The organism is Candidatus Palauibacter sp. (assembly GCF_965222475.1).
Taxonomy (GTDB): domain Bacteria; phylum Gemmatimonadota; class Gemmatimonadetes; order Palauibacterales; family Palauibacteraceae; genus Palauibacter.
In genome coordinates this window covers 514,843-537,458 of the sequence record NZ_CBDCUB010000008.1, presented here as the reverse complement: position 1 = coordinate 537,458, position 22,616 = coordinate 514,843, and the positions used below count along the sequence as shown (strand labels likewise).

General features: G+C 69.9%; 21 protein-coding genes. 9 read left to right on the top strand and 12 right to left on the bottom strand.

Going from position 1 to position 22,616, the window contains the following annotated elements; genetic code table 11:
- Positions 1-262: 262 nt before the first annotated feature.
- Together ACOQPP_RS17810 and ACOQPP_RS17805 are read right to left on the bottom strand one after the other, a co-directional pair.
- Positions 263-1,579: a hypothetical protein gene (locus tag ACOQPP_RS17810; protein WP_419167432.1), complete on the bottom strand. Its 1,317-nt coding sequence runs from the start codon at positions 1,577-1,579 to the stop codon at positions 263-265.
- Positions 1,580-1,855: 276 nt separating this feature from the next.
- On the bottom strand, positions 1,856-3,061 hold the full coding sequence (locus ACOQPP_RS17805) for a 2,3-bisphosphoglycerate-independent phosphoglycerate mutase (protein ID WP_419167433.1): 1,206 nt from the start codon (positions 3,059-3,061) through the stop codon (positions 1,856-1,858).
- Between the two features lie 104 nt (positions 3,062-3,165).
- Here ACOQPP_RS17805 and ACOQPP_RS17800 point away from each other — a divergent pair, with 104 nt between their 5' ends.
- The 5 genes from ACOQPP_RS17800 to ACOQPP_RS17780 all read left to right on the top strand — a co-directional run bounded on the left by ACOQPP_RS17800 (position 3,166) and on the right by ACOQPP_RS17780 (position 6,420).
- Entirely contained in the window at positions 3,166-3,816 is a 651-nt protein-coding gene (locus tag ACOQPP_RS17800; protein WP_419167434.1) for an ABC transporter ATP-binding protein, read from the top strand.
- Positions 3,813-4,493 (top strand): heme exporter protein CcmB, encoded by a 681-nt coding sequence (locus ACOQPP_RS17795; protein WP_419167435.1) that lies wholly within the window; start codon positions 3,813-3,815, stop codon positions 4,491-4,493. Before ACOQPP_RS17800 ends, ACOQPP_RS17795 begins: the two co-directional genes overlap by 4 nt.
- A gap of 52 nt (positions 4,494-4,545) precedes the next feature.
- On the top strand, positions 4,546-5,220 hold the full coding sequence (gene ccsA, locus ACOQPP_RS17790) for a cytochrome c biogenesis protein CcsA (RefSeq protein ID WP_419167436.1): 675 nt from the start codon (positions 4,546-4,548) through the stop codon (positions 5,218-5,220).
- Positions 5,217-5,369 (top strand): heme exporter protein CcmD, encoded by a 153-nt coding sequence (locus ACOQPP_RS17785; RefSeq protein ID WP_419167437.1) that lies wholly within the window; start codon positions 5,217-5,219, stop codon positions 5,367-5,369. Before ccsA ends, ACOQPP_RS17785 begins: the two co-directional genes overlap by 4 nt.
- 160 nt (positions 5,370-5,529) lie before the next feature.
- Complete coding sequence (locus tag ACOQPP_RS17780) at positions 5,530-6,420, top strand: sigma-70 family RNA polymerase sigma factor (RefSeq protein WP_419167438.1); 891 nt, start codon at positions 5,530-5,532, stop codon at positions 6,418-6,420.
- A 24-nt stretch (positions 6,421-6,444) separates the two neighbouring features.
- Here the strand turns inward: ACOQPP_RS17780 and ACOQPP_RS17775 are convergent, their stop codons facing one another.
- On the bottom strand, positions 6,445-6,804 hold the full coding sequence (locus ACOQPP_RS17775; protein WP_420637111.1) for a hypothetical protein: 360 nt from the start codon (positions 6,802-6,804) through the stop codon (positions 6,445-6,447).
- A gap of 55 nt (positions 6,805-6,859) precedes the next feature.
- On the opposite strand from ACOQPP_RS17775, the gene ACOQPP_RS17770 reads away from it, so the two are divergent.
- From ACOQPP_RS17770 to ACOQPP_RS17760, 3 genes are all read left to right on the top strand, one after another.
- Complete coding sequence (locus ACOQPP_RS17770) at positions 6,860-8,446, top strand: M20/M25/M40 family metallo-hydrolase (protein WP_419167440.1); 1,587 nt, start codon at positions 6,860-6,862, stop codon at positions 8,444-8,446.
- 40 nt (positions 8,447-8,486) lie between these two features.
- Positions 8,487-9,413, top strand: coding sequence for a creatininase family protein (locus tag ACOQPP_RS17765; RefSeq protein ID WP_419167441.1), 927 nt, complete (start codon positions 8,487-8,489; stop codon positions 9,411-9,413).
- Positions 9,414-9,502: 89 nt separating this feature from the next.
- Positions 9,503-9,664, top strand: coding sequence for a hypothetical protein (locus ACOQPP_RS17760; RefSeq protein WP_419167442.1), 162 nt, complete (start codon positions 9,503-9,505; stop codon positions 9,662-9,664).
- Between the two features lie 156 nt (positions 9,665-9,820).
- Here the strand turns inward: ACOQPP_RS17760 and ACOQPP_RS17755 are convergent, their stop codons facing one another.
- From ACOQPP_RS17755 to ACOQPP_RS17725, 7 genes are all read right to left on the bottom strand, one after another.
- The gene (locus ACOQPP_RS17755) at positions 9,821-10,261 is read right to left on the bottom strand and encodes a vitamin K epoxide reductase family protein (protein WP_419167443.1); all 441 of its coding nucleotides are present in this window, start codon (positions 10,259-10,261) and stop codon (positions 9,821-9,823) included.
- Positions 10,258-11,025: a DsbA family protein gene (locus ACOQPP_RS17750; RefSeq protein WP_419167444.1), complete on the bottom strand. Its 768-nt coding sequence runs from the start codon at positions 11,023-11,025 to the stop codon at positions 10,258-10,260. The genes ACOQPP_RS17755 and ACOQPP_RS17750 overlap by 4 nt, the downstream gene beginning before the upstream one ends.
- A 53-nt stretch (positions 11,026-11,078) precedes the next feature.
- Complete coding sequence (locus tag ACOQPP_RS17745; RefSeq protein WP_420637110.1) at positions 11,079-12,491, bottom strand: hypothetical protein; 1,413 nt, start codon at positions 12,489-12,491, stop codon at positions 11,079-11,081.
- Positions 12,488-13,201, bottom strand: a complete 714-nt coding sequence (locus ACOQPP_RS17740; RefSeq protein WP_419167992.1) for an HAD family hydrolase — start codon at positions 13,199-13,201, stop codon at positions 12,488-12,490. The genes ACOQPP_RS17745 and ACOQPP_RS17740 overlap by 4 nt, the downstream gene beginning before the upstream one ends.
- Complete coding sequence (locus ACOQPP_RS17735) at positions 13,201-14,199, bottom strand: threonine ammonia-lyase (RefSeq protein WP_419167446.1); 999 nt, start codon at positions 14,197-14,199, stop codon at positions 13,201-13,203. Before ACOQPP_RS17735 ends, ACOQPP_RS17740 begins: the two co-directional genes overlap by 1 nt.
- Positions 14,196-16,694 (bottom strand): DNA gyrase subunit A, encoded by a 2,499-nt coding sequence (gene gyrA / locus ACOQPP_RS17730; protein ID WP_420637109.1) that lies wholly within the window; start codon positions 16,692-16,694, stop codon positions 14,196-14,198. Before gyrA ends, ACOQPP_RS17735 begins: the two co-directional genes overlap by 4 nt.
- A gap of 203 nt (positions 16,695-16,897) precedes the next feature.
- Positions 16,898-17,500, bottom strand: coding sequence for a metallophosphoesterase family protein (locus ACOQPP_RS17725; protein ID WP_419167448.1), 603 nt, complete (start codon positions 17,498-17,500; stop codon positions 16,898-16,900).
- Between the two features lie 76 nt (positions 17,501-17,576).
- Here ACOQPP_RS17725 and ACOQPP_RS17720 point away from each other — a divergent pair, with 76 nt between their 5' ends.
- Complete coding sequence (locus tag ACOQPP_RS17720) at positions 17,577-18,650, top strand: saccharopine dehydrogenase family protein (protein ID WP_419167449.1); 1,074 nt, start codon at positions 17,577-17,579, stop codon at positions 18,648-18,650.
- Here ACOQPP_RS17720 and ACOQPP_RS17715 read toward each other — a convergent pair.
- Positions 18,632-19,660 (bottom strand): glycosyltransferase, encoded by a 1,029-nt coding sequence (locus ACOQPP_RS17715; RefSeq protein WP_419167450.1) that lies wholly within the window; start codon positions 19,658-19,660, stop codon positions 18,632-18,634. The genes ACOQPP_RS17720 and ACOQPP_RS17715 overlap by 19 nt on opposite strands.
- Complete coding sequence (gene uvrA, locus ACOQPP_RS17710; RefSeq protein WP_419167451.1) at positions 19,657-22,572, bottom strand: excinuclease ABC subunit UvrA; 2,916 nt, start codon at positions 22,570-22,572, stop codon at positions 19,657-19,659. The genes ACOQPP_RS17715 and uvrA overlap by 4 nt, the downstream gene beginning before the upstream one ends.
- Positions 22,573-22,616: the final 44 nt, after the last annotated feature.

Genomic DNA, 22,616 nt, shown 5'->3' with positions numbered 1-22,616 from the left:
TCTTCCCGAACTCCAGCGCGGGATCCCAGAACGGATGGCGTTCGTCGCGTTCATGGATCTGAAAAGCTCCGTCGTGGTCGACACGCGTGCGGGCGAGGTGCCGCCGGAGATCGCCGCCCTGTCGAGGACTCCAGCACGCGGTCCGAAATGGTCCCGTTCTGTGCGTGCAGCGCGGTCGAGAAAGGCAGCAGACCAAGCAGAATCGCGAGCGACCCCGCTGCCATGATCGACCAGCCTCCGTCGAAGTGCCTCCTGGCCGGAGTCACCTCTCACGCCAGAGCGGGCCCCCCGGAGTCAGATCGGCCAAGACGAAGTCCACGGCGCTCGTGTTCGAATTGCTCAGGATGTCCCGTCCTCCCTCGCTCCGGAGCCCCTGCCTCTGAAAGGACAGGCGCCGGTCCTCCGCTCCGAGGGCAATCGTGTAGAATCCGCCCGGGTAGCGATCGAAATCCGGATGTAGAAGCGGCACGCAGGGCGGGCTCTCGCGTTGGAGGTCTGCTAGTACCTGGGCTCGACCGACCACGTCCAGCAGCAGGTCGCGGGGGATCCGCTGGTAACTTTGGCCCGCGAAGTCCCGGTACATGATGGGAAGCTCGCCAGGATCCAGGGGCCGGGCAACGAAAAAACCGACATTCCCCGCAAGCAGATCGCTGAGCGCAGCGCCCCCTAGCCGCGTTACGAAGGGCCGCAGCCCCACATCGATCATGTCCGGCACCGCGGGATTGTCCGCAGCCCGCGCCCCGCGGATCTCGAAATCCGCGTGGGAAAGATCGGGGAGCTCGGGGTGGACCGCCGTATGATCGATCGCCGACATGGCGACCAGTCTGCTCTCCCCGGGTCCGATCGGGTACTCGCCGCCCGCTCCCGGCCACTGGAGTAGCGCTAGCGAGTATACCCCCAGCGAATCGGAGCGCACGGCCTGACTGTGTGCACAGTGTCCGAAGATGTTGTCATCGCCTCTTACCGTCGCGCCGAAGACCATTCCGTCCAGGAACAGGGTGCGGGCGGAGTTGTTGTAGACTTCGAAGTAATGGTGGTCGGTGTAGGACCCCCCCACTTCCCAAGACGGCGGGCCCCAGCCGCTTATCTCGCTGATGACCAGCGAGCCGGGCACATCCGACGACAACTCGAACTCCAGCGATTGTTCGCCTCTGTCCGCGAGCTCGGTGGTGATCCCGTCGCCGAAGCTCCGGATCGGAAGCTCGGCGGCCGATGCCTCCGCCTGCGTCAGGATCCGGCCCGCGTACACCAAATACAGCCCGGACAGCAGATCGACCGCTCGCGCTCGACCGGTCCGGTCCGTCCTCAGGCGAATCCAGTCTTCGGTCCCATTCCTGAGAAGATTCACCTCCGCGCCCGGCACGCCGCTCTCCCAGTCCAGTGCTGAGGCAAGCGCCGTGTCGGACGGCTGAAGGCGCACATGAACGGTCAAGACCGCCAAGGGGATCCCCGGCTGGTCCGGCTCTCTCCCGGTGATGCCCCGCTCGGTCCCGCAGGCCGCGAGCCCGAGCATGACAAGTACAAGCCCCACCGGAACGCTTGCGAGAGGCTTGGCCGCGATTCGTTCGTCACCTGGCATGCAAACCTCCGATCACCGGCGCGGAGCCGGTACTACAACAACGCTTCGCCAGAAGAACGTATACGCTAGTGAGATGTGGCACAGGACGATGGCCGCGGCGGGGTACGACTCGCCTACCAGTATCCCTGAGCATCCCGACTCTTCCGAACACCTGAGACTCGCCGCCGCATCTTTCGCGTACCGAGAGCGCCAAACGTCACACCACTCGATGGAAGTGGTTGCGGGGCGTCGGGGCCGAAGATGACCCTCCGGCCTGTACGGAATCAGGCGCCCGGGCTAGGCTCCGAACTTCGCGAGGCGGCCGGCTCTCGCGGCGGCGAGGCGCATCAGGTCACACCCCCGGACGCGGCCGTGGGCGCCGGTGCGGCAGGCGGTCTCGCCGAATGAGGTGGCGGCGTCGCTGCGTGCCGGGCCGCCGTGGATGAGGAACGGCACCGGGTGCCAACTGTGGCTGCGCACGATCGAGGGGGTCGAGTGGTCTCCGGTCACGAGGATGACGTCGGGCCCCGCGTCGACGAGTTGCGGGACGATGGCGTCGGCCTCCTCGATGGCGGCTACCTTGCGGTCGAAGTCGCCGTCTTCTCCGGCCTTGTCGGGAGGCTTGAAGTGGAGGAAGAAGAAATCGTGCTCGGCGAGCCGCGCCCGCAGGGCGTCAACGAGCGGGGGCGCGCCGGCGGGCGCCGTCCGTGCGTCCATGCCGACGAGGCGGGCGACGCCGCGGTACATGGGGTACGCGGCGGCGGCGGCGGCCCGCATCCCGAACACGTCTTCGAACAGCGGCCAGTCGGGCTGGCTGGAGACGCCGCGCAGGAGCGCCATGTTCGCCCGCGGCTGGCCGGCGAGCCGCTCGGCGGCCACCTCGAGCCACGCCTCCAGGAGCCGCGCCGTAGGTTCCGACGCCGGGTTTCGGGCCGACGGGGTGTGCGGCGGCTGGCCGGTCTGCCCGGGATCGGTGTCGTCCACGGCGTCGCCCGACGCGGCGTCGGCGTGCAGCACGAGGACGAAGCGGTGTTCCTTCACGTGACGGACGGAACAGCGGGCGCCGTCCAACTCGATGCCATCGAGCTGCCCGGCCAGGGGGGTAGCTTCCTCGCTCGAGATGCGGCCCGCGCGGCGGTCGGTCACCCGGCCCCGGGCGTCGAGGGTGCAGAAGTTGGCCCGCACGGCGATGTCGCCCGGTCCGAGCGGGAATTCGATGCCGAGGGCCTCGAGCACGCCGCGGCCGGTCTCGTACACGAGGGGGTCGTAGCCGAACAGGGCCAGGTGGCCGGGCCCGCTCCCCGGCGTGATGCCCGGCGCAACGGGGTCGTGGAGGCCGCACGTGCCCCCGCGGGCCAGTTCGTCGAGGTGCGGGGTGCGTGCGGCCTCGAGTTCGGTGGGGCCGCCCGGCTCGCGGGGGAGCCCGCCCAGCCCGTCGAGCACGTAGAGCAGCACCTTGCCGCCCCCGCCTCCGGCGAGACGGGCGATCCGGTCGAGTTCCATGCGGCGGAACGTATTGGCGCCCCCGACGGCGGGCCAGCAGCCCGAGAGGGCCGGCGAGCGGGGCCGGGCGGCGGGCCGGAGGGCCGCGGCCGCGGGGCCGGCCGGTGAGCTTCGCGGTCGCGGCAGAGGGCGTCACCCGTCGCTTCGGCCGCCGCTGGGCGCTGCGCGGAATCGACCTCGCCGTCCCCCGCGGGGCGGTCGTCGCGCTGCTCGGCGCGAACGGGACCGGCAAGACGACGCTCCTGCGCGTGATCTCCACGCTGCTGCGGCCGACCGCGGGCCGGGTCGAGGTGCTGGGCCACATCCTCCCCGCGGGCGGCGACGCGATCCGCGCCCGGACCGCGTTCATGACCGCCGGCGGACACGCCTACGAGGAGCTGACCGGGGTCGAGAACCTCCGCTTCGCAACCCGCATGTCGGACGCGGACGTCCCGGCCGACGCCCTGCGTGAGGCGCTGGCAGCCGTCGATCTCGGCGGGGCAGCCGACGTCCCCGTGCGGGGCTGGTCCACCGGGATGCGCAAGCGTCTCGAACTGGCGCGGCTCCGGATCCGCCCCCTCGAACTGGTGCTGCTCGACGAGCCCTTCGTGAGCCTCGACGAGGACGGCGTGGCGCTCGTCCACGCGGCGATCCTCGGGTGGCGCGACGCCGGCGCAGCGGTGCTCATCGCCTCGCACCGGGTCGACGACGCGACGCGCCACGCCGACGAGGTCGTGCGGCTGGAGGGCGGCCGGGTCGCCGCGGACGCCGGGTGAGCGCGCTCGCGCGGCGAGCCGCCGCCATCCTGTGGAAGGACATCCTCTCGGAGACCCGAACCCGTCAGGGGTTCACGGCCATGCTCTCCTTCGCCGCGCTCGTCCTCTTCCTGTTCAGCTTCGCGATCGGCCCGGACAACCAGTTGCTCGCGAGGCTCGCCGGCGGTCTCGTGTGGGTGGCGATCGTCTTCACCGGCACGCTGTCGCTCGGCCGGACGTTCCAGAACGAGGAACTGGCGGGCGGGACGCGGCTCCTGCGGCTCTATCCCGGGGACGTACGCGCGATCTACCTGGGCAAGCTGGCGGGCAACCTCGTCGTGCTGGCGGCGCTCGAGGTCCTCCTCTTCCCCGCCGCCGCCATCCTGTACGAGGTCGACTTCGCCGCGCACGCCGGCCCGCTCCTCCTCGTGGCCGCCCTCGGCACGTTCGGCTTCTCCGTGATCGGGACCTTTTTCTCGGCCCTCACGGTACACCTCCGGGCGCGCGAACTCCTGCTCCCGCTCCTCCTCTTCCCCGCCCTCGTTCCCGTCGTGCTCGGGAGCGTGGGCGCGACGGATGCGTTCCTGGCCGGCGACCCGCTCGGCCGCGCCGGGGGATGGCTGAGGTTGTTGGCGTCGTACGACGTGATACTGTTCGTGGTCTGCGTCTGGATCTTCCCCGTCGTCCTCGAGGAGTGAGGAGAGATGAGGATTTGATGAACCCTTCGGTGACCATGCGATGCCCAATCCGATGACCAAACTGACAACGCTGGGCTGGCTGGCGCTCGCCCTCATCGGGGCAGGCAGCGTACTCGGGCTCCTTGTACTGCCCGCCGACGCGCTCCAGGGCGAGGTCCAGCGCCTGCTCTACGTCCATGTCCCCGTGGCGTGGGTGATGATGCTCGCGTTCTTCGTCGTCTTCCTCATGAGCATCCTCTATCTCGTGCAGCGGAAGCTGAAGTGGGACCTCCTGGCGGTCTCCGCCGCGGAACTGGGGGTGCTCGCCGCCGTCCTCACCCTCATCCTCGGCACGCTGTGGGGCCGGCCCACATGGGGGATCTGGTGGGCATGGGACCCGCGAATCACCACCACGGCGCTCCTCGTACCCATCTACACGGGCTACCTGGTCGTGCGTTCGATGACGGAGGATCCGGACCGGCGCGCGCGCTGGGCGGCCGTGATCGGCGTCATCGGGTTCGTCCAGGTACCCATCGTGTACCTGTCGGTGTTCTGGTGGCGGAGCCTGCACCAGCCCCCGTCGTCGCCCCGTTCGATGGCGAGCGCGTACGGGCTCGTGATGCTGCTCGGGTTCGCCGCGTACGCGATCGCTTTCACGTATCTCTGGCTCCGGCGTTACAGGGTGGCTGCAACGGAACTCGAACTCGAACTGTCGGGTCCAGAAGACGAGGGGTTCAACGGGGTATGAACGAACACTGGCTCTTCATCGGCGCCGGGTACGGGATCACGTGGGCCGCCCTCGTCTGGTACGTCCTCCGACTTCGCGGCCGGGAGCGCGCCGCGCGGGCGGATTCGGCCCGGAGCGGCGAGGGAGCCCAAGGGAGGGGTCCGGGGTAGAAGGAGTCGGAAAAAAGGTGCGGATCGTACCGGTTTCTTCTATTATTTCAAGTTTGTATCAAAAGCGACCGGAGCGAACCGTGACGGGGCGGAGTTCCGGTTGGCCCGTCCCGGGCCGCTGATTTGTAGACGACCGACCCGAGTCAGGATTCGGATTCATATGGCGAAGACGGCTGCAAGCCGACACATGTTCTTCGACACGTACGCGCTCGATTCGTTCGATCAGTACCTGCAGGACGTGGAGCGGTATCCGCTCATCGAGAGCCCGCAGATCGAGCGCGAGATCGCCCGCAAAGCCCGTGCCGGCGACCGCCAGGCGGCGGAGCGCCTCGTCACGGCGAACCTGCGCTTCGTGATCTCGTACGTGAAGAAGTACCAGGGCCGGGGACTGAACCTCGCCGAACTCGTGTGCATCGGGAACGAGGGCCTGCTCAAGGCCGTCAAGAAGTTCGATCCCGACAAGGGGGTGAAGTTCATCTCCTACGCGGTGTGGTGGATCCGGCAGACGGTGCTCCAGGCGCTGGCCGAGCAGACGCGCTCGGTGCGGATCCCGCTCAACCAGAACTCGAACCTGGTCAAGCTGTCCCGGACGGAGACGGCGCTCACCCAGAAGCTGGGGCGCTCGCCCACGGACCGGGAGATCGCCGAGCAGATGGAGGAGCCGGTCGAGACCGTGCGGGCGCTGCGCCGCGTCGCCTCCGCCGAACTCAGCCTCGACGCGCCGCTCGACAAGTCCGACCGCGACAGCGCCTCCTTCGGCGAGCGCTTCTCGGGGATGGACGACGCCGACATCGAGGAGGATGTCGAGGACCAGGCCCGGCGCGAGTTCCTCGAGAGGATGTTCGAGCGCTACCTGACCGAGCGCGAGCGTAAGATCCTCGTCCTCTATTACGGCCTCGACGATGGCGAGGAGATGACGCTGGAGGAGATCGGTTCGCTCCTCGGCGTGACCCGCGAGCGCATCCGGCAGATCCGGAACCGGGCTTTCGACAAGCTCCGCGCTTCGCCGGACGGGGAGGCGCTCGAAGGCTTCTGGCGCGCCACCGCCTGATATCTCCGAGACTGGGGCGTGTGACTATCGCCTCAGGTGGTACTTCCTCACGTACTCGATGTCGAGTTCGTCCTTCCAGACCCCCGGAATCCAGTCCTCCCCCGCGTCGGTCACCTTCACGTCCGGGGGCGTGAGCACCAGCTCTTCAAGTACGCCCACCGGCGTGAACGGTGTGTCTTCGACCCGACGCTGGCTTACATCCGCAGTCCGATGGTTGGTAACGATCCGGATCCCGGCGCTGTCTTGCATCGTCATGCCCGCCGCCACGCCTGCTGTTGCCGATTGATCGGCGCCGAAGCGCCACAGGCAGATCGTTCCCGAGACGAGGACGAGCAGGGCGGCTGCCGAGACGGCGATCATCCACCGTCGAGAACTTTCTCTCACGCGAACCTCGCGGCTCGGGTTGCCGGTGGTTTCCGCATCCTGGCATGATGCCATCATGAATACTAACGCAACTGCCAGATGGAACCCGGGATTCGCCTTTCGGATCCTGGCGCTCGTGGTCGCGGGGCTCCTCGTGACGCAACCGGCGGCCGCGCAGTCGGGGGCGGATGTCGCGCGGGCGTACCGGGAGGCGCACGAGGCGGAGATCGTGCGGGACTTCGCCGAACTCCTGACCTATCCGAACCGGGCCCGCGACCTGGAGGACGTCACGCGGGCGGCGGAGTACATCCGCGACGAGTTGCAGGCGGTCGGCGTCACCTCGGAACTGATCCGAATCGATGGCGTGGCGCCCCTCGTGTACGGGGAACTCCGGGTGCCGGACGCGGAGCGGACCCTCGGGATCTACGTCCACTACGATGGCCAGCCCGTCGACCCCTTGAACTGGACGCACCCCCCGTTCGAACCCACGCTCTACACCGCGTCGATGGAGGCGGGCGGGACGCCGCGCTCCATGCCCGAGCCGGGGGATCCGGTGGACCCGGAGTGGCGGCTGTACGCCCGCTCGGCCGGTGACGACAAGGCGCCGATCGCCGCAATCCTGCCCGTCCTGCGCGCGTTCCGGGAAGAAGGCGTCCAGCCCACGTCCAACCTCGTCTTCTTCTTCGACGGCGAGGAGGAGGCGGGCTCGCGTCATCTGGGCCGGTACATGGAGATGGCGGCGGACCGGATCGCGGACATCGACGTGTGGCTCTTCTTCGATGGGCCCGCGCACCAGAGCGGGCGGCCGCAGCTGACGTTCGGCGTTCGCGGGTCCATGGGGATGGAGGTCACGGTCTACGGGGCCACTCGCAATCTCCACTCCGGCCACTACGGGAACTGGACCCCCGACACCGGGAACATCCTGGCCCGGCTCCTCGCCTCCATGAAGGACGACACGGGCCGGGTGCTCGTGGACGGCTGGTACGACACGGTCGAACCGCTGGGGGCCGAGGAGCGCGCGGCGCTGGAGGCGATGCCCCCGGTCGACGAAGCGCTCAAGCGGGAACTGGGGCTCGTGTGGACCGAGGGAGAACCGGAGACGCTGTCCGAGCGGATCCTCCTCCCGGCGCTCAACATCCGCGGTATCACGAGCGGCAACACCGGCGCTCTGGCCCGGAATATCATACCCAACACGGCGGTCGCCGCGCTGGGAATCCGGCTCGTCAAGGGGAACGAGGCGGACCACCTGCGGCGGCTCGTCGTCGAACACATCGAGGGCCAGGGGTTCCACGTGGTGTCCGAGGATCCGGACATGGAGACCCGGCTCCGGTATCCCCGCATCGCGAAGGTCACGGGCGGGGGCGGCTACCCCGCGGCCCGGACGGGGATGGACAACCCGTTCGTGCAGGAGATCATCGGCGCGGCGGCGGCCGCCGCCGATCGCGCGTTCGGGCCGGGCTCGCTCGTCCTCGCTCCCGGCCTGGGCGGCACCCTGCCCCTCTATCTGTTCACGGATGTGGCGGGGAAGCCCGCCGTGAACGTCCCCGTGGCGAACCACGACAACAACCAGCACGCGCCCGACGAGAACCTCCGCATCGCGAACCTGTGGTACGCGATCGACCTCTACGCGGCGCTGCTCACGATGCCCATTACGGCTTTCTGACGTTCCGACCCGTCCGACCCTTCCGACAGGAGCCGGTCCCATGCGACGATCCCTGCCCGTCTTCCTGTTCCTCGCCATCGCCCCGGTGGCGTCCGCGCAGACGAACCCGCTGTGGACGCAGGAGGAGGTGAAGAACTACCTGCCGCACATGACCGTGCCGGAGGTGCGCGACTTCCTCACGCGCAGCGACATGGTGCTGATTCCGGTCGCGTCGCTGGAGCAGCACGGCAACCACCTGCCGATCGGCACGGACTACCTGAACGGGGTCGAGCAGGCGAAGCTCGTGGCGCAGCGGGCCGACGTGCTCGTGGCCCCGATCCTCCTGCCGGGGCAGTCGCCCTATCACATGGGGTTCGAGGGCACGATCACCCTGCCCTCGTCGCTGGTCCAGGAGGTGTACGTCGAGGCCGTGAAGAGCCTCATCGCGCACGGCTTCAAGCGCTTCCTCATCATGAACGCGCACGGGGGGAACCGGGCGATCACGACCTTCATCGTCGACCGCATCAACCAGGAGACGGCGGGCATCGCCGTGGACCTGGGCGCCGCCTCGGGGCCGTTCCGGGATCGGAGCCGGATGGCAGCCGTCCCGACCCCGCCGCCGGACGTTCTCGACCGTCACGGGGGGACGCCCGAGACGTCGAGTTCGCTCTACCTCATGCCGACGCTGGTGGACATGGACGCGGCGGTCCCGGCCGAGGTCACGATGCCCGCCCACCTGGAGGCGATGCTGCCGGACGTGCTGGCCGGCGACCCGACGGCCCTCGCCGTGTTCCTGGCCGAGGGCCTCAAGGACGAGTCGACGGGCAAGGGGACATCGTCCGCCGAGATGTCGTCCACGGGCGTGTGGGGCACGCGCGATCCGGCCGAAGCCACGCTCGAGCGGGGACGGGTCGCGACGGAGGTGATGGTCGACGCCGCGGTCGCGTTCATCGAACGCTGGAACGAACTGCGCCCTTCCGGCACCTGATCCGGCCGGCCTCACGTGGCTGTGGAGCCGGCGTAACCTTATCCTCCCGTACGGACGGGCAGACGGTCGAAGGGGAGAGCCGCACTCCGATGTACCCGCGATACAAACAGGCCAAGACGACGCAACTCGCTGGCGAATTCCTGCGCCTTGCAGGGGGGCGGATGAGCTACATGAAGCTCATCAAGCTCCTTTATCTCGTCGACCGGCGGAGCCTGCTGGAGCGGGGCGTGCCGGTGACCTACGACGGGTGATCGAATTCCAACTCGGCCGCGGAAGGTCACGAGCAAACAGCGGATGCGTCGCATGGTATTGGATCGCGTGGTCGAGGCGGTGCTGACCTCGGACAACACCGCCGGCAAGTTCAAGCAGTTTATCCTCGACCAGCGTGATCGTGAGGAAACGGCTTCCTAAGTCCGTCGAAAAAAAGCGCGGAACTCGGGGAGGGCGAGGAGGAAGATCGCGACGGTGATGACGGCGCTGCCCACGCACCAGCGGCAGATCGCGTGGATGACCCAGAGTTCGAGCGCCGTGAGGTAGATCGAGAATCCGAGTCCGCCGAGCGCGAGCACGGCCAGGACTCGAGAGATCCAGCGCGCTGCGCCCGCCCCATCGCGAGTCCCGAGGATCGAGACGGCGAACACGGCCGCGTACCAGCCGACGCCCCAGCCCGCCACGGGGAAACCCAGGAAGCGGGCCCAGCGCGATCCCTGCACGAGGTCGCACCCTCCACCGGCCCCGCACGCGAGTTCGCCGTAATAGCCGAGCGCGTACAGGAAGAGGTAGGTGGAGAGGAAGCAGCCGGCCAGCGCCAGGAGCGCGATCCCCCGGCGCCGGTTGAGTCCGCTCACGGTTGCGGCGTTCCCTCGCTGCTCTCATTCATTGCGGCGAGCCGGGCCTGGATGAGGCCCTCGAGGTGCGTGTAGGGGTCCACGCCCTGCAGGCTCACGCGTTGCCCGTCTACAAACAGCGTGGGCGTGGAGTTCACGCCCCGCGTCTCGCCCACCTTATGTGCGCTTGCGATGCCGTCGAGGTGCCGGCGGTCGCGCATGCACGCTTCGAAGTCGCCGGAATCGACACCCGCCTGATCGGCGATCTCGGCGATCGCGCCACCGGGATCCTGCTCCACGTACCAGCGTGTCTGCCGGGCGAGCAGGAGGTCGTGCATCGGCCAGTAGCGCCCCTGCTCGTGCGCGCAGCGCTCGGCGAGGGCGGCCGCGATCGAGTTGGGGAAGGTGCCGAGAATGAAGTTGTACGAGACCCAGCGGACCGGGGCGTCGACAGTTTCTACGTAGTTCTGGCGGATCAGCTTCCCGGCGAAGCCGGAGAAGTTCGCGCAGGCGGGACAGGAGGGATCGTAGTATTCCTCGATCGTGATCGGGGCCGACTCGGGGCCGAGCGAGATGCCGGCAGAGGGATCCGCTTCCGCCTCGGCAAGCACTTCCGCCAACTCGGCGGGCGTCGGCGGCGGGCCCGATCCGCCCTGTCCCCCACCCAGCAGGAGCCAGCCTGCGCCGACGACCACGATCGCGATCAGGCCGACTCGGAACAGCCAGTTCGGCCGCGATGGAGCGGGGGTCGTCCGTGCCCTCTTCGGTGCCGTCTTCCTTGCCATCTGTCAACCTCTCCCGGGCCTGGCAGCCCATGCGTCATCGTGTCCGTGGCGGGTCAGAGCAACCCTCGGGCCAACCAGGCCAGCGCGGCCACGACGAAGAACGTCACGATGGCGAGAATCGTCAATCGGGAGCCGTCGGACAAGCGGCGGCCGCGCAGGGCGGTCAGGCCGCGGAGGGCGGGAATCAGCCGGTCGGACCAGCGGGCGGCGATTTCCATGAGCACCTCACCACCCGCTGCCCCGTAGGCGGCATCGAGCCTCGTCACCTCTTCGTTCCAGGCGACGATCGCCTCTTCCACGCCCGCTTCTTCCGTTTCCGGAGGGGCGAGGTCGCGCGCGTGAAGCCTCTGCCACAGCAGTTGCTGTCTCGCCAGGACGGCGTCGAAGACGGGGTCCAGCGTTTCGATCCGCCTCGACATCGCCTCCCACAGCGAAGGTCCATCCATCTGGGCGAACGCCCTCTCGCCGTGCTCGCGATCGAGACGTTTCGCGCGGACCAAGTGGCGGACCTCGTTCCCGTAGACCCGCGCCAGTTCCTCCGCGACGCCGCGGAAGGCGGCGATCGCGTCCTGTCTCATCTGCTCGGCGTCCATGGCCTCGACGGCGCTCATGAGGGAGCCCGCCTTCAGCGCCGCCGACCGCCGGAGCATCAGGGGGCCGAGCGCGATCTCGCCCAGCGCCTGGAAGTGACGCTGGAAGTAGACCCGATCGAAGCGCTCGCCGATCGAGGCGTCGATTCTCACCCGTTCGACCGCCGTATCGCAGGCGCTCCGCAGCGTGTCCGCGGCTTCGGAGAACTCCGGGAGGCGCGCCGGCAGCGGCCGCGTGACCTCGCCCTTGGCGAACATCTCGAGCGCGCCGCCGGGGTCGGGTGGCGCGGGCGTCTTCCGCGCGACCCTGAGGACGGCCTGGATCTCCTCGGGGAACAGGTAGCGGATGGTCACGGACGTGTCGCCGGCCGCCAGGTGCAGCCCGGGCCGGCTCGCGCCTCCGGTCGAGACGGTGGCTCCTTCCGCGCACTCGACGGGCCACCGCACGCGGTGCTTCCCTTCCCCCGCGAAGAGGTGTAGACCCTGCCGCGTGAACACCGCGAGGTAGAGTCCGTTGACCGGCTCGCCGGCAATCTCGCCGGTGACCGCGGTCCCGGCGGCGCACACGACGACTTCGGAGGCCAGCGGCTGGAGGATCGACCGCCGGGTGTCCCCGCTCGTGCCGCGTTCGACGGCGCGGGCGAGTTCCTGCAGATCGCCGCCGTCCCCGAAGAACGCGAGCGTGTGGCGGCGGGAGAACAGCAGGATGAGGCCGGCACGCCTCGACACCCAGAAGATGGAGTCCAGCTCCACCTGCTCACCGTCGAACCAGAGACCCGAGGGGGAACAGGCGACCGGAACCTGGCGCCGCGCCGGCTCCCCGGCGACGAGAACGTCGAACAGGAACTCGCGGGGCGCGTTCGCGCCGCGGCTCATGCGCATGCGAGCACCGACATCACCCGATCCGTGTCCCCCAGGGACTGAAGAGCCTCGTTCGCGCCCGCGCGGCGGAGATGGTCCACCGAGAAACGCCCGGTGGCGACCGCGAGCACCGGGAGCTCCGACGCCCGCGCGCACGCGATGTCGTGCGGCGTGTCGCCGACCACCCAGGTCCGCCCCGGCGCGTAGCGGGTGCCCGTGTGGCGGAAGGCCCGCTCGAGCGCGATCGGCGGGAGGGCGTTCCGGTCCGCGTCGTCGCACCCGAAGGCGCCGAACGGGAACCGGTTCCACAGGCCGACGGCCGAGAGCTTGCCCTCGGCGCCGGCCGCGATGTTGCCCGTCACGAGCCCGAGCGTCGCACCGGTCTCTTCGAGGGCGTCGAGGAGCGCGGGCACACCCGGCGCCGCTCGCATCCGCGCGCGTCGATCGGCGATCTCGTCTTCGAGCCCCGCGGCGTATGCCGTCCACAGCCGGTCGAGGCCCGCGTCGATCCTGTCGTCCGAGAAGCCGATCGCGCGCAGCAGGGTGCGTACGATCTGCGGATCCGTCATCCCGTCAAACGGAAGCTCATCGATCGGGCCGGGCGTTCCGTACACGTCGGTCATGGCGCCCGCGATCGCCGCGCGGCCGACGCCGGCGGAGTGCACGAGGGTCCCGTCGATGTCGAACAGCACCAGCATCGGGGCCCGGCCGTCCGCGGGTAGCATCAAGGGCGCGTCCACTCGGCGAGCAGCGCCGGCTCGATGTTCCCTCCCGACAGGATGGCCACGGTCTCGCCGGCCGCGGCGGGCTCGACGCGGCCGCTGAGCAGGGCGGCCACAGTGACCGCCCCGGACGGCTCCACCACGAGCCGCAGGCCGAAGAGCCAACGGACTGCGTTCCGGATCGAATCATCGTCCACGGTCACGACGCGGTCGACCAGATCACGGCAGTGCGCGAAGGTGAGGTCGCCCGGCCGCACGGGCTTCAGGCCATCGGCCACGCTGGACACGCGGTCGAGCGTCACCGGCGCTCCGCGCTCGAGCGAGCGGAGCATCGAGGCAGCCCCCTCGGGCTCGACCCCGATGACCTCGGATTCGGGAAAGCGGCGCCGGATGACCGCCGCGACGCCGGCCAGCTGTCCGCCCCCTCCGACGGGCGCCAGGACCATCCCCGGCTCGCGAGGGGCGAGCTGTTCGGCGATCTCGAGCGCGACCGTTCCCTGCCCGGCGATGATGCGGGGATCGTCGAACGGCGGCACCATGGTCCCGCCCTCCTCGCGCTGGATCTGCTCGGCCCGCGCCTGGCGCTCTCCCGAGGTCGTGCCCTCGAATTGGACCTCGGCGCCGAGCGCGATCGTTGCCCCGCGCTTCACCTCGGGAGCGTCGACGGGCATCACGATCCGCGCCGGCACCCCGAAGGCGCGAGCGGCCCAGGCCACCGCCTGCGCGTGGTTGCCCGAGGAGTAGGTGAGCAGCCCGGCAGCCCGCTCCTCCGGCGACAGCCGGCTCACGAAGTGGTAGGCGCCGCGCGCCTTGAAGGCCGACACGCTCTGGAGGTTCTCGCACTTGAGCCAGAGCGCGTCCGGGCCGTCCGTGGCGGCGCGCCCTCTGGGCCGCGGCACGGGTGCCGGGATCAGGGGGGTGCGCCGGACCGCCCCGCGGATCCTGTCGTGGGCAGCCTCGACGTCGCCGAGCGAGACCAGGGCCGTGGCCGCGCGATTCACTCCGCTTCCTCGCCGGTCCCGGATCCGTCCTCCGGTTCTTCGCCCGCGTTCCCGGCTTCCCCGACGGGATCGATCAGACACGCGACATCCACGAGTTCGTCTCCCTCGTCGAGGGCGACGAGCCGGACCCCCGTGGTGTTTCTCCCGATCACCCGGATCTCGTCCGCCGACTGTCGATTGATGACGCCGTTCCGGGTCACGAACATGAGTTCGTCATCGTCCGTCACCTCCCGGACCGCCGCCACCCGTCCCGACTTCGCCGTCGTCTTGAGATTGATCAGGCCCTTCCCGCCGCGCTTCTGGATTCGATAGTCGTCCACGTCGCTGCGCTTGCCCATCCCCAGTTCCGACGCCGTGAGGAGCGAGCCTCCGCGCCGCGCGACCACCATCCCGACGACCGCATCGTCCTTCGAGAGCCTGATGCCACGCACGCCCTGGGCTACGCGCCCCATCTCGCGGGCGTCTCCTTCCGAGAAACGGATCGCCATCCCGCGTCGTGTCGCGAGAATGACGTCGTTCGAGCCATCGCTCAGTTTCACGTCGATCAGACGGTCATCCTCGTCCTCGCGGATGTTGATCGCCCGCAATCCGCCCGCGTGCACGTTCCGATACGCGGCGAGGATCGTCCTCTTCACGAGTCCCTTGCGGGTGGCGAAGATGAGAAACCGGTCAGCGGAGAACTCCCGCACCCGCACGATGGACGCCACTTCGTCGCCCTTGTTCATCCTCAGCAGGTTTACGATCGGCTTCCCGCGCGCGGTCCGGCTGGCGGGGGGGATCTGGTACACCTTGAGCCGGTACAACCGGCCGTCCCGCGTGAAGATGAGGAGGTAGTCGTGGGTCGAGGCGAGGAAGAGATGTTCCACCCAATCCGTTTCCTTCGTCCCCATGCCGGCGATCCCGCGGCCGCCGCGCCGCTGCGCGCGGTAGACGTGGCGCTCGATGCGCTTGATGTACCCGGCGTGGGAGACCGTGATCACCATGCGCTCCTCGGCGATCAGATCCTCGTCCGTGAGGTCCGAGGTGTCGGGCACGATCTGCGTCCGGCGTTCATCGCCGAACTTGTCGACGAGCGCGGACAGTTCCTGGCCGACGATCTCCATCCGCCGCGGCCGTGACGCGAGGATCCCCCCGAGTTCCTTCCTTCGGCGGCGAACCTGTCCCAGTTCCTCCTCCAGCTTCTCGATCTCGAGGCCGGTGAGGCGCGCGAGGCGCATGTTGAGGATCGCGTCGGCCTGGCGCTTGCTGAGTCCGAACGCTGATCGGAGCTGGGCCGACGCGACCTCGGTCTCGGCCGACGCGCGGATGATCCGGATGACCTCGTCGATGTGGTCTACGGCGATCTTCAGGCCCTCGAGGACGTGCTCCCGGTCCTTCGCCACCTCGAACTCGAACCGGGTGCGACGTTCGACGACCTCGTGACGGTGCTCGAGGAAGTGCTCCAGCATCGTCTTGAGATCCATCACCTGCGGCTCGCCGTTGACGAGCGCGAGCATGATGACGCCGAACGTCGACTGCAGCTGGGTGCCCTTGTACAGCTGGTTGAGCACGATCTGCGGCACGGCGTCGCGCTTCAGTTCGATCACGATGCGGATGCCGTCGCGGTCGGATTCGTCGCGAAGATCGCGGATGTCCGTGACCCTCTTGTCGCGCACGAGCCCGGCGATCTGTTCGATCACCCGGGTCTTGTTCACCATGAACGGGATCTCGCGCACGATGATCCGGTCGTGGCCGTCTCTTCCCTCCTCGACCTCCGCCTTGGCGCGCATGACGATGCGGCCCCGGCCGTCGCGGTAGGCCTCGCGGATCCCCGCGCCGCCGAAGATGGTCCCCCCGGTGGGGAAATCGGGGCCCCGGATGATGTCCGTGAGTTCATCCAGCGTCGTTTCGGGCTCGTCGATCAGCAGCTGACACGCGGCCGCGACCTCGCGGAGATTGTGCGGCGGGATGTTGGTCGCCATGCCGACGGCGATGCCCGATGACCCGTTGACGAGCAGGTTCGGGAGCGCCGAGGGGAGCACGGTCGGCTCGCGCAGGCGGTCGTCGAAGTTCGGCGTGTGGTCGACCGTGTCCTTGTCGATGTCGCCGAGCATCTGGCTCGCGAAGCCCGCCAGCCGAGCCTCCGTGTATCGGTACGCGGCCGCGGAGTCGCCGTCGATCGACCCGAAGTTGCCCTGGCCGTCGACGAGCGGATACCGGAGCGAGAACTCCTGCGCCATGCGGACAAGCGAGTCGTAGACCGCCCCATCGCCGTGCGGGTGGTATTTTCCGATCACGTCGCCGACGACCGTCGCGCTCTTTCGATAGGGCCGTGTCGGACCCAGCCCCGCCTCGTGCATCGCGAACAGGATCCGCCTGTGGACGGGTTTCAGACCGTCGCGGACGTCGGGAAGGGCACGCTGGACGATCACGCTCATCGAGTAGTCGATGAACGAGTCGCGCATCTCGTCTTCGAGCCGTCGCGGCTCGACGCGTTCCACGCTGTCGGTAGTCATGAATTCCCGTTGGAATCGGGGTTTTCGGGATCCCTGCGGGCGCGGCGGCCACGGGTCTCCGGAGGAGCCCGGCCACGCTCGGAAAGCCCGTACAACTTACGGGTTTCCGGGGCTTCTCGCGACTCTCCGCGCGACCCTCTGCGCGACTCTCCGCGCGCCGTTCCCGCAGGCGCCGGGGGCCGGTTCGCGGGAGGGCGATCCTCTCACTCGAGGGGCCACCCGGTCCCCCGGGGGCCGACGTTCGCGATGGGCGTGTCGCCGACCCGGGACCGGACGCCCCAGGAGTCGTGGATGTGCCCGCACACGACCAGCCGCGGGCGCGTTCGCTCGACCGCCTCGAGCACCGCGAGGCTGCCGATGTGACGCCCCGCGCGATCGACGTCCGCGTGGCCGAGCGGAGGGGAGTGCGTCACGAGCACGGCGCCGGGGGGGCAGTCCGCGAGGAGGCCGCTCGCCTCGTCCTCGGTGAAGTCGTAGCTCCAGGCGCCGAACGGGGTCACGGGCACGCCCCCGCCGAGCCCGAAGAAGGGGATCCCGCCAAGCTCCACGCCGTCCCCGTGAAGCACGTGCGCGGCGGGCCAGCCGGCGCACGCGCCGGCTAGTTCCTCGACGGATTCGCCGTTTCCGGGGACGAGGATGGTCGGGGTTTCGATCGCGGCGAGGACCGGGATGATCTTCCGCAGGCCGCGTCGCTTCACGGCGAAGTCGCCCGCCCCCACGACGGCGTCGAAGTCGGGCGCCCTCGCGACGATGGCGGCCGCCGCCTCGAGATCGGTGTGCAGATCGCTGACGAGCAGGAGTCGCATGGCGTACGTCCGGGTTACGGGGCGGTTCGGGTTCGCATCGATTAGTATGCGCCGACCCGCGTACAGGGAAGCTGCCATGCATCCATCGAAGCTGTTGATCTACGGCGCCACCGGCTATACGGGACGGCTCGTCACGGCCGAAGCGATACGCTCCGGATTGCGGCCCGTCCTGGCTGGACGGGATCCCTCCAGGCTGGCCGCCGCGGCGCGGACGTTCGGCCTGGAGACACGGGTCTTCGGGCTGGATGACCCGGCGCCGCTCGCCGCGGCCCTGGGGGATGTGGCCGTCGTCCTCCATTGCGCCGGTCCGTTCTCGCGCACGGCCCTCCCGATGTGTGAGGCCTGCCTGAAGGTGGGCGTCCACTATCTCGACATCACCGGGGAAATCGATGTGTTCGAGGCGCTCGCGGCCCGCGATGCGGCGGCGCGCGAGGCGGGAGTCATGCTCCTGCCGGGGGTCGGGTTCGATGTCGTCCCGAGCGACTGCCTGATCGCGGATCTGGCCGCGCGACATCCCGGGGGTCGCCGTGTGAGGCTCGGCCTCGCGACCCGTAGCCGTGTGTCGCGGGGTACCGCCCGCACGATCCTCGAGGGCGCCGACAACCTTCGCATCCGGCGCAACGGCGCGATCACGAGGGTCCGGCCCGGCCAGCTGCGGCACGAGTTCGACTTCGGAACGGCCCCCGCTGCCGCGCTGGTGAGCGTCCTGGGCGACGTCTCGACCGCGTGGCGGTCGACCGGGATCGCGAATATCGAGAGCTATGGCCAGGCGAGCCGCGGCTTCCGGCGCATGACGCGGATCAGCCGCAGGTTCGGGCCGCTGCTCTCGCGGCGCATGTCACAGCGCCTGCTGAACCGCCTGGTCGACCTCGCCCCCGAGGGGCCGAGCGAATCGGAGCGCCGCGGGAGCTATGCGATCCTCGTGGCCGAGATCGAGGACGCCGAGGGGCGACGCAGCGCGGCGCGCCTCCGCACGCCCGACCCCTACGGGTTCACCGCGACTACCGCCGTTGCCATCGCGGCACGCGCGGTGGCGGGTGACGTCCGGGCAGGCTATCAGACGCCGTCGTCCGCCTACGGGGCCGACCTGATGCGGGAATTCGACGGGGTGCAGTGGGAACTGCTGGACGGTCACGCCACGGCGCGATAGTCCTCGATCTCCTCAAATCCCATGACGTCGAGCGCCTGCCGGATGTCGCGGCGCGCTCCCGGCGTCCCCACCGCGAGCAGTACGTATGGCCGGGCGGGCGTCTCCGGGAACGCGGGCAGATCGTCCGGCCGGATCACGGGGGCCCCGTGGATGGTCTGCCCGATCTTCCGGGGATCCAGGTCCACGAACGCGGCGAACCTCCCGCCTTCTTCCCGCCAGGCGCGGGCGAACGCCTTGCCCACGCGGCCGGCGCCCCAGATCAGGAGAGGCCGGTCCGGAGGCAGGCGAGCGGCCAGGAAGGACACCTTCAGGTGACGAAAGGCGTCGGGGCCGTATCGGGCGGACCGCTCCGACAGCCGGTGGGCGCCAAGGCGCCACTCGTGCAGAACCTCCGGCACGTTCGCGAGTCCGTAACCCGCGGCGGCCAGTCGGAGGATGAGGTCGTAGTCCTCCGGTCCCCCGGTCTCGCGATAGCCGCCGGCCGCTTCGAAGGCGGTGCGCCGCACCATCAGGGTGGGATGCGCGATGGGACATTCCACGAACAGATCTCGCTCGACGGACGCGGCATCGGTCAGGCCGTTGAGCCAGGCTTCGTAGCGGCGGTACCCCGAGCCGGCCGCAGGGCGCGGGAAATACCGAACGCCCGTACCGCAGGCGGCGATGTGGGGGCGGTCGGCCAGGAGTCGGAGTTGCGCGGCCAGCCGCCCGGGCCGCGCGATGTCGTCCGCGTCCATGCGCGCGATGAGCGGCGCCCGCGCCGCGCGGGCCAGCCGGCGCAGCGCGGCGACGATGCCCGTGCCGGCGCGGTCGACGAGCCGCACGCGGGAATCGCGCCCGGCCCAGGCGTGCAGGAGCGCGCCCGTGCCATCCCGCGACCCATCGTCGAGCGCGAGCACCTCGAAGCGCCGCTCGGACTGCACCCGGAGACTCGCGATGCACTCGGGCAGGAACGGCTCCGCGTCCCGGCACGGCAGGAGGACCGAGACGCGCGGCTCGGCGGCGGCGCTCACGCCGACTCGGCCGGGCCGGCCACGACGGCGTCTCGCTCGAGCCGGCGCGCGCGGGCGCTCAGGAAGGCCCCCGTGCGGGACGCCTCGACCGCGGCGATCGCCGGGGGCGGACCCGCCGCCACGACCCGCCCTCCGTCGTCCGCCGGCCCGGGCCCCATGTCGATGACCCAGTCCGCGTCGGCGATCACGTCGAGGTTGTGCTCGACCACGACCACCGTGTGGCCCTCGCTCACGAGTTCCCGGAGGACCGAGGTCAGCGTGCCGACCTCGGCGACGCCGAGGCCCACGGTGGGCTCGTCGAGGATGTAGAGTCGCCGGCCCGCCCTTCCCCGCCGCGCGAGTTCCCGTGCGATCTTCAACCGCTGCGCCTCGCCCCCGGAGAGCGTCGTCGCCGGCTGGCCCAGCCGGAGATAGCCGAGGCCCACCCGCTGCAGGTGCCACAGCCGGGCCCCGAGGCGGTCGTTGCGGATGAAGAAGCGGATCGCCTCGTCGACCGTCATGTCGAGGGCGTCGCGGATCGAGCGGCCGCGGATCTCGACTTCGAGTACCTCCGCGCGGTACCGCGAGCCTCCGCACGCCTCGCAGGGCACGGAGACGTCGGCGAGGAAGACCATCTCCACCGTCTCCTCGCCCGCCCCCTTGCACCGTTCGCACCGTCCGCCCGCCCGGTTGAAGGAGAAGTAGCCCGCTTCGTACCCGCGGGCGCGCGCCTCGGGCGTGGCCGCGTACGCGTTGCGGAGGGGCGTGAAGGCCCCGATGTAGGTGGCCGGGTTGGAGCGCGGCGTGCGTCCGATCGGCCGCTGGTCGACGAGGACGACATCGTCGAGCAGTTCGGCCCCCTCGAGCCTCTCCCAGGAACCCGCCGGCTCGCCGAGGTGTGGCTTGGCCGAGGACCGGTCGGTCACCTCCCGCTCCAGCGCGTGGAAGAGCACTCCCTGGACGAGCGTCGACTTGCCGGACCCGGAGACGCCGGTCACGAGCGTGAGCGAACCGAGGGGGATCGTCACGTCGATGCCCCGCACGTTGTGCAGCCGCGCCCCGCGCAGCACGAGTTCCGCGCCCGGCTCCGGGCGTCGGCCGCGACGCCGGGCCGGCCGCGACACCCGACTCCGACTGGCGGTTCGGGGCGCCATGGCTCGTCGCGCCAGCGCACGCCCGGTGCCGGTCTCCGCGGCGAGGAGGCTCTCCCACGCGCCCTCGAACACGATCTCGCCGCCCTGCTCGCCCGCCCTCGGGCCCAGTTCCACGATCCGGTCCGCCCGTTCGAGCACCGCAGGTTCGTGTTCCACGACGAGCACGGTGTTGTCGCGGCCCGCGAGCCGTTCGAGTACGCCCGTGAACGCCTCGATGTCGTGCGGGTGGAGCCCGATCGTCGGCTCATCGAGGACGTAGAGCGTGTTCACGAGCCGGCTGCCGAGACAGCTCGCGAGCCGGATCCTCTGCATCTCGCCGCCCGACAGGGAGCGGGCCTGCCGATCCAGCGTCAGATACCCCAGCCCGACCTCGGCCAGGAACGAGATCCGGTGCTCGAGTTCCCACAGGATCGTCTCCGCCGCCCGCCGCCCGAACGGGGGGAGGTCGAGGTCTCCCGACAGCCAGCGGCGGATCTCCGCCACCGTCCGTCCCGCGAGATCGGCGATATGGCGCCCGGCTACACGGACGTTGAGCGCCTCCGCCTTCAGCCGCGCTCCCCCGCAGCCGGGACACCGCTCAGGAAGCTGATACTGGCGCAGAAAGACGCGGATGTACGCTTTGTAGCGTTTGTTCTCCTTCGAGCGAAGGAAGGGGATCACGCCCCGGAACCGTTCTCCGGCGTATCGTCCGCCCTCCAGCAACACGCTTCGCGCCTCCGCGGGCAGCGTCTCCCACGGCGCCGAACCATCCAGCCCGACCGATCTCGCGAACTCGCGCAGTCGGCTCCGCTCTCGCGTGTAGCGAGGCTTCGCCCACGGATCCAGGGCCCCCGCGTCGAGCGATCGCCGAGGGTCGGGGACGATCAACTCGGGGGCGTACTCGAGCACGGCGCCGAACCCCGTGCAGGTGTCGCACGCGCCGGCCGGGCTGTTGAAGCTGAACAGGGCGGGCGTCGGGCGCGGGAAGGTGTCACCACACGCCGCGCACCGGTGGGACTCCTCGAACAGATGTCGTTCGGGGGAAACGGAGCCGGGCGCGTAGGCGAGCGCCAGGGCGGCCCCCCCGCCCTCGGCGAAGGCGGCGGCGAGCGAATCCGCCATGCGCTCCCGGTCCGCCTCCCCGGCCGACACGCGGTCCACCACGACCAGGAAGTCGCTGGCCCGAGCGAGGGTTCGAACCGCGGCGGCGCCCGTCTCCGACTCGAGGTCGATGTCCGGCAGGTAGAACTCGACGGCATCGGCCAGCACGCGCACATAGCCCCGCGCCCGCAGGCTCTCCACGGCCCAGGCGCCCGTCCCGCGCTCGTGCCGGGCGAGCGGGAAGGCGATCGCGAGCCGGACCCCGGGCCCGAGGGCGAGGAGCGCGTCGGTGGCCGAGGTCACCGTATCGGGGACGACGGGACGGGCGCAGCCGGGACAGACCGTCGTGCCGACGCGCGCCCACAGCAGCCTCAGGTAGTCGTACACCTCCGTGATCGTCCCCACCGTCGAGCGGCTCGACTGCACCCGGTTGCTCTGGTCGATGGCGACGGAAGGGCTCACGCCCTCGACGAGATCGACGGCCGGCTTGGGCATCCGCTCGAGGAACTGCTTCGCGTAGGTGGAGAGCGACTCGATGTACCGGCGCTGCCCCTCCGCGTAGATCGTGTCGAAGGCGAGGCTCGATTTTCCCGAGCCGGAGGGCCCCGTGAGGACCGTGAGGGCCCCGCGCTCGATGTCGATGTCGACGCCCTTGAGGTTGTGCTGCCGGGCGCCTCGGACCCGGATCCGGTCGGTCATACGAGGATGATGGCCGGCGGCGCGGACCCGCGCCAACCTGATTG

Bases quoted from the DNA above. Each gene is read 5' to 3' on its own strand.
- ACOQPP_RS17740 (WP_419167992.1), bottom strand. From the start codon at position 13,201: ATGCTACCCGCGGACGGCCGGGCCCCGATGCTGGTGCTGTTCGACATC.
- gyrA (WP_420637109.1), bottom strand. From the start codon at position 16,694: ATGACTACCGACAGCGTGGAACGCGTCGAGCCGCGACGGCTCGAAGAC.
- ACOQPP_RS17805 (WP_419167433.1), bottom strand. From the start codon at position 3,061: ATGGAACTCGACCGGATCGCCCGTCTCGCCGGAGGCGGGGGCGGCAAG.
- ACOQPP_RS17750 (WP_419167444.1), bottom strand. From the start codon at position 11,025: ATGGCAAGGAAGACGGCACCGAAGAGGGCACGGACGACCCCCGCTCCA.
- ACOQPP_RS17725 (WP_419167448.1), bottom strand. From the start codon at position 17,500: ATGCGACTCCTGCTCGTCAGCGATCTGCACACCGATCTCGAGGCGGCG.
- ccsA (WP_419167436.1), top strand. From the start codon at position 4,546: ATGACCAAACTGACAACGCTGGGCTGGCTGGCGCTCGCCCTCATCGGG.
- ACOQPP_RS17780 (WP_419167438.1), top strand. From the start codon at position 5,530: ATGGCGAAGACGGCTGCAAGCCGACACATGTTCTTCGACACGTACGCG.
- ACOQPP_RS17770 (WP_419167440.1), top strand. From the start codon at position 6,860: ATGAATACTAACGCAACTGCCAGATGGAACCCGGGATTCGCCTTTCGG.
- ACOQPP_RS17720 (WP_419167449.1), top strand. From the start codon at position 17,577: ATGCATCCATCGAAGCTGTTGATCTACGGCGCCACCGGCTATACGGGA.
- ACOQPP_RS17745 (WP_420637110.1), bottom strand. From the start codon at position 12,491: ATGAGCCGCGGCGCGAACGCGCCCCGCGAGTTCCTGTTCGACGTTCTC.
- ACOQPP_RS17760 (WP_419167442.1), top strand. From the start codon at position 9,503: ATGTACCCGCGATACAAACAGGCCAAGACGACGCAACTCGCTGGCGAA.
- ACOQPP_RS17765 (WP_419167441.1), top strand. From the start codon at position 8,487: ATGCGACGATCCCTGCCCGTCTTCCTGTTCCTCGCCATCGCCCCGGTG.
- ACOQPP_RS17785 (WP_419167437.1), top strand. From the start codon at position 5,217: ATGAACGAACACTGGCTCTTCATCGGCGCCGGGTACGGGATCACGTGG.
- ACOQPP_RS17810 (WP_419167432.1), bottom strand. From the start codon at position 1,579: ATGCCAGGTGACGAACGAATCGCGGCCAAGCCTCTCGCAAGCGTTCCG.
- uvrA (WP_419167451.1), bottom strand. From the start codon at position 22,572: ATGACCGACCGGATCCGGGTCCGAGGCGCCCGGCAGCACAACCTCAAG.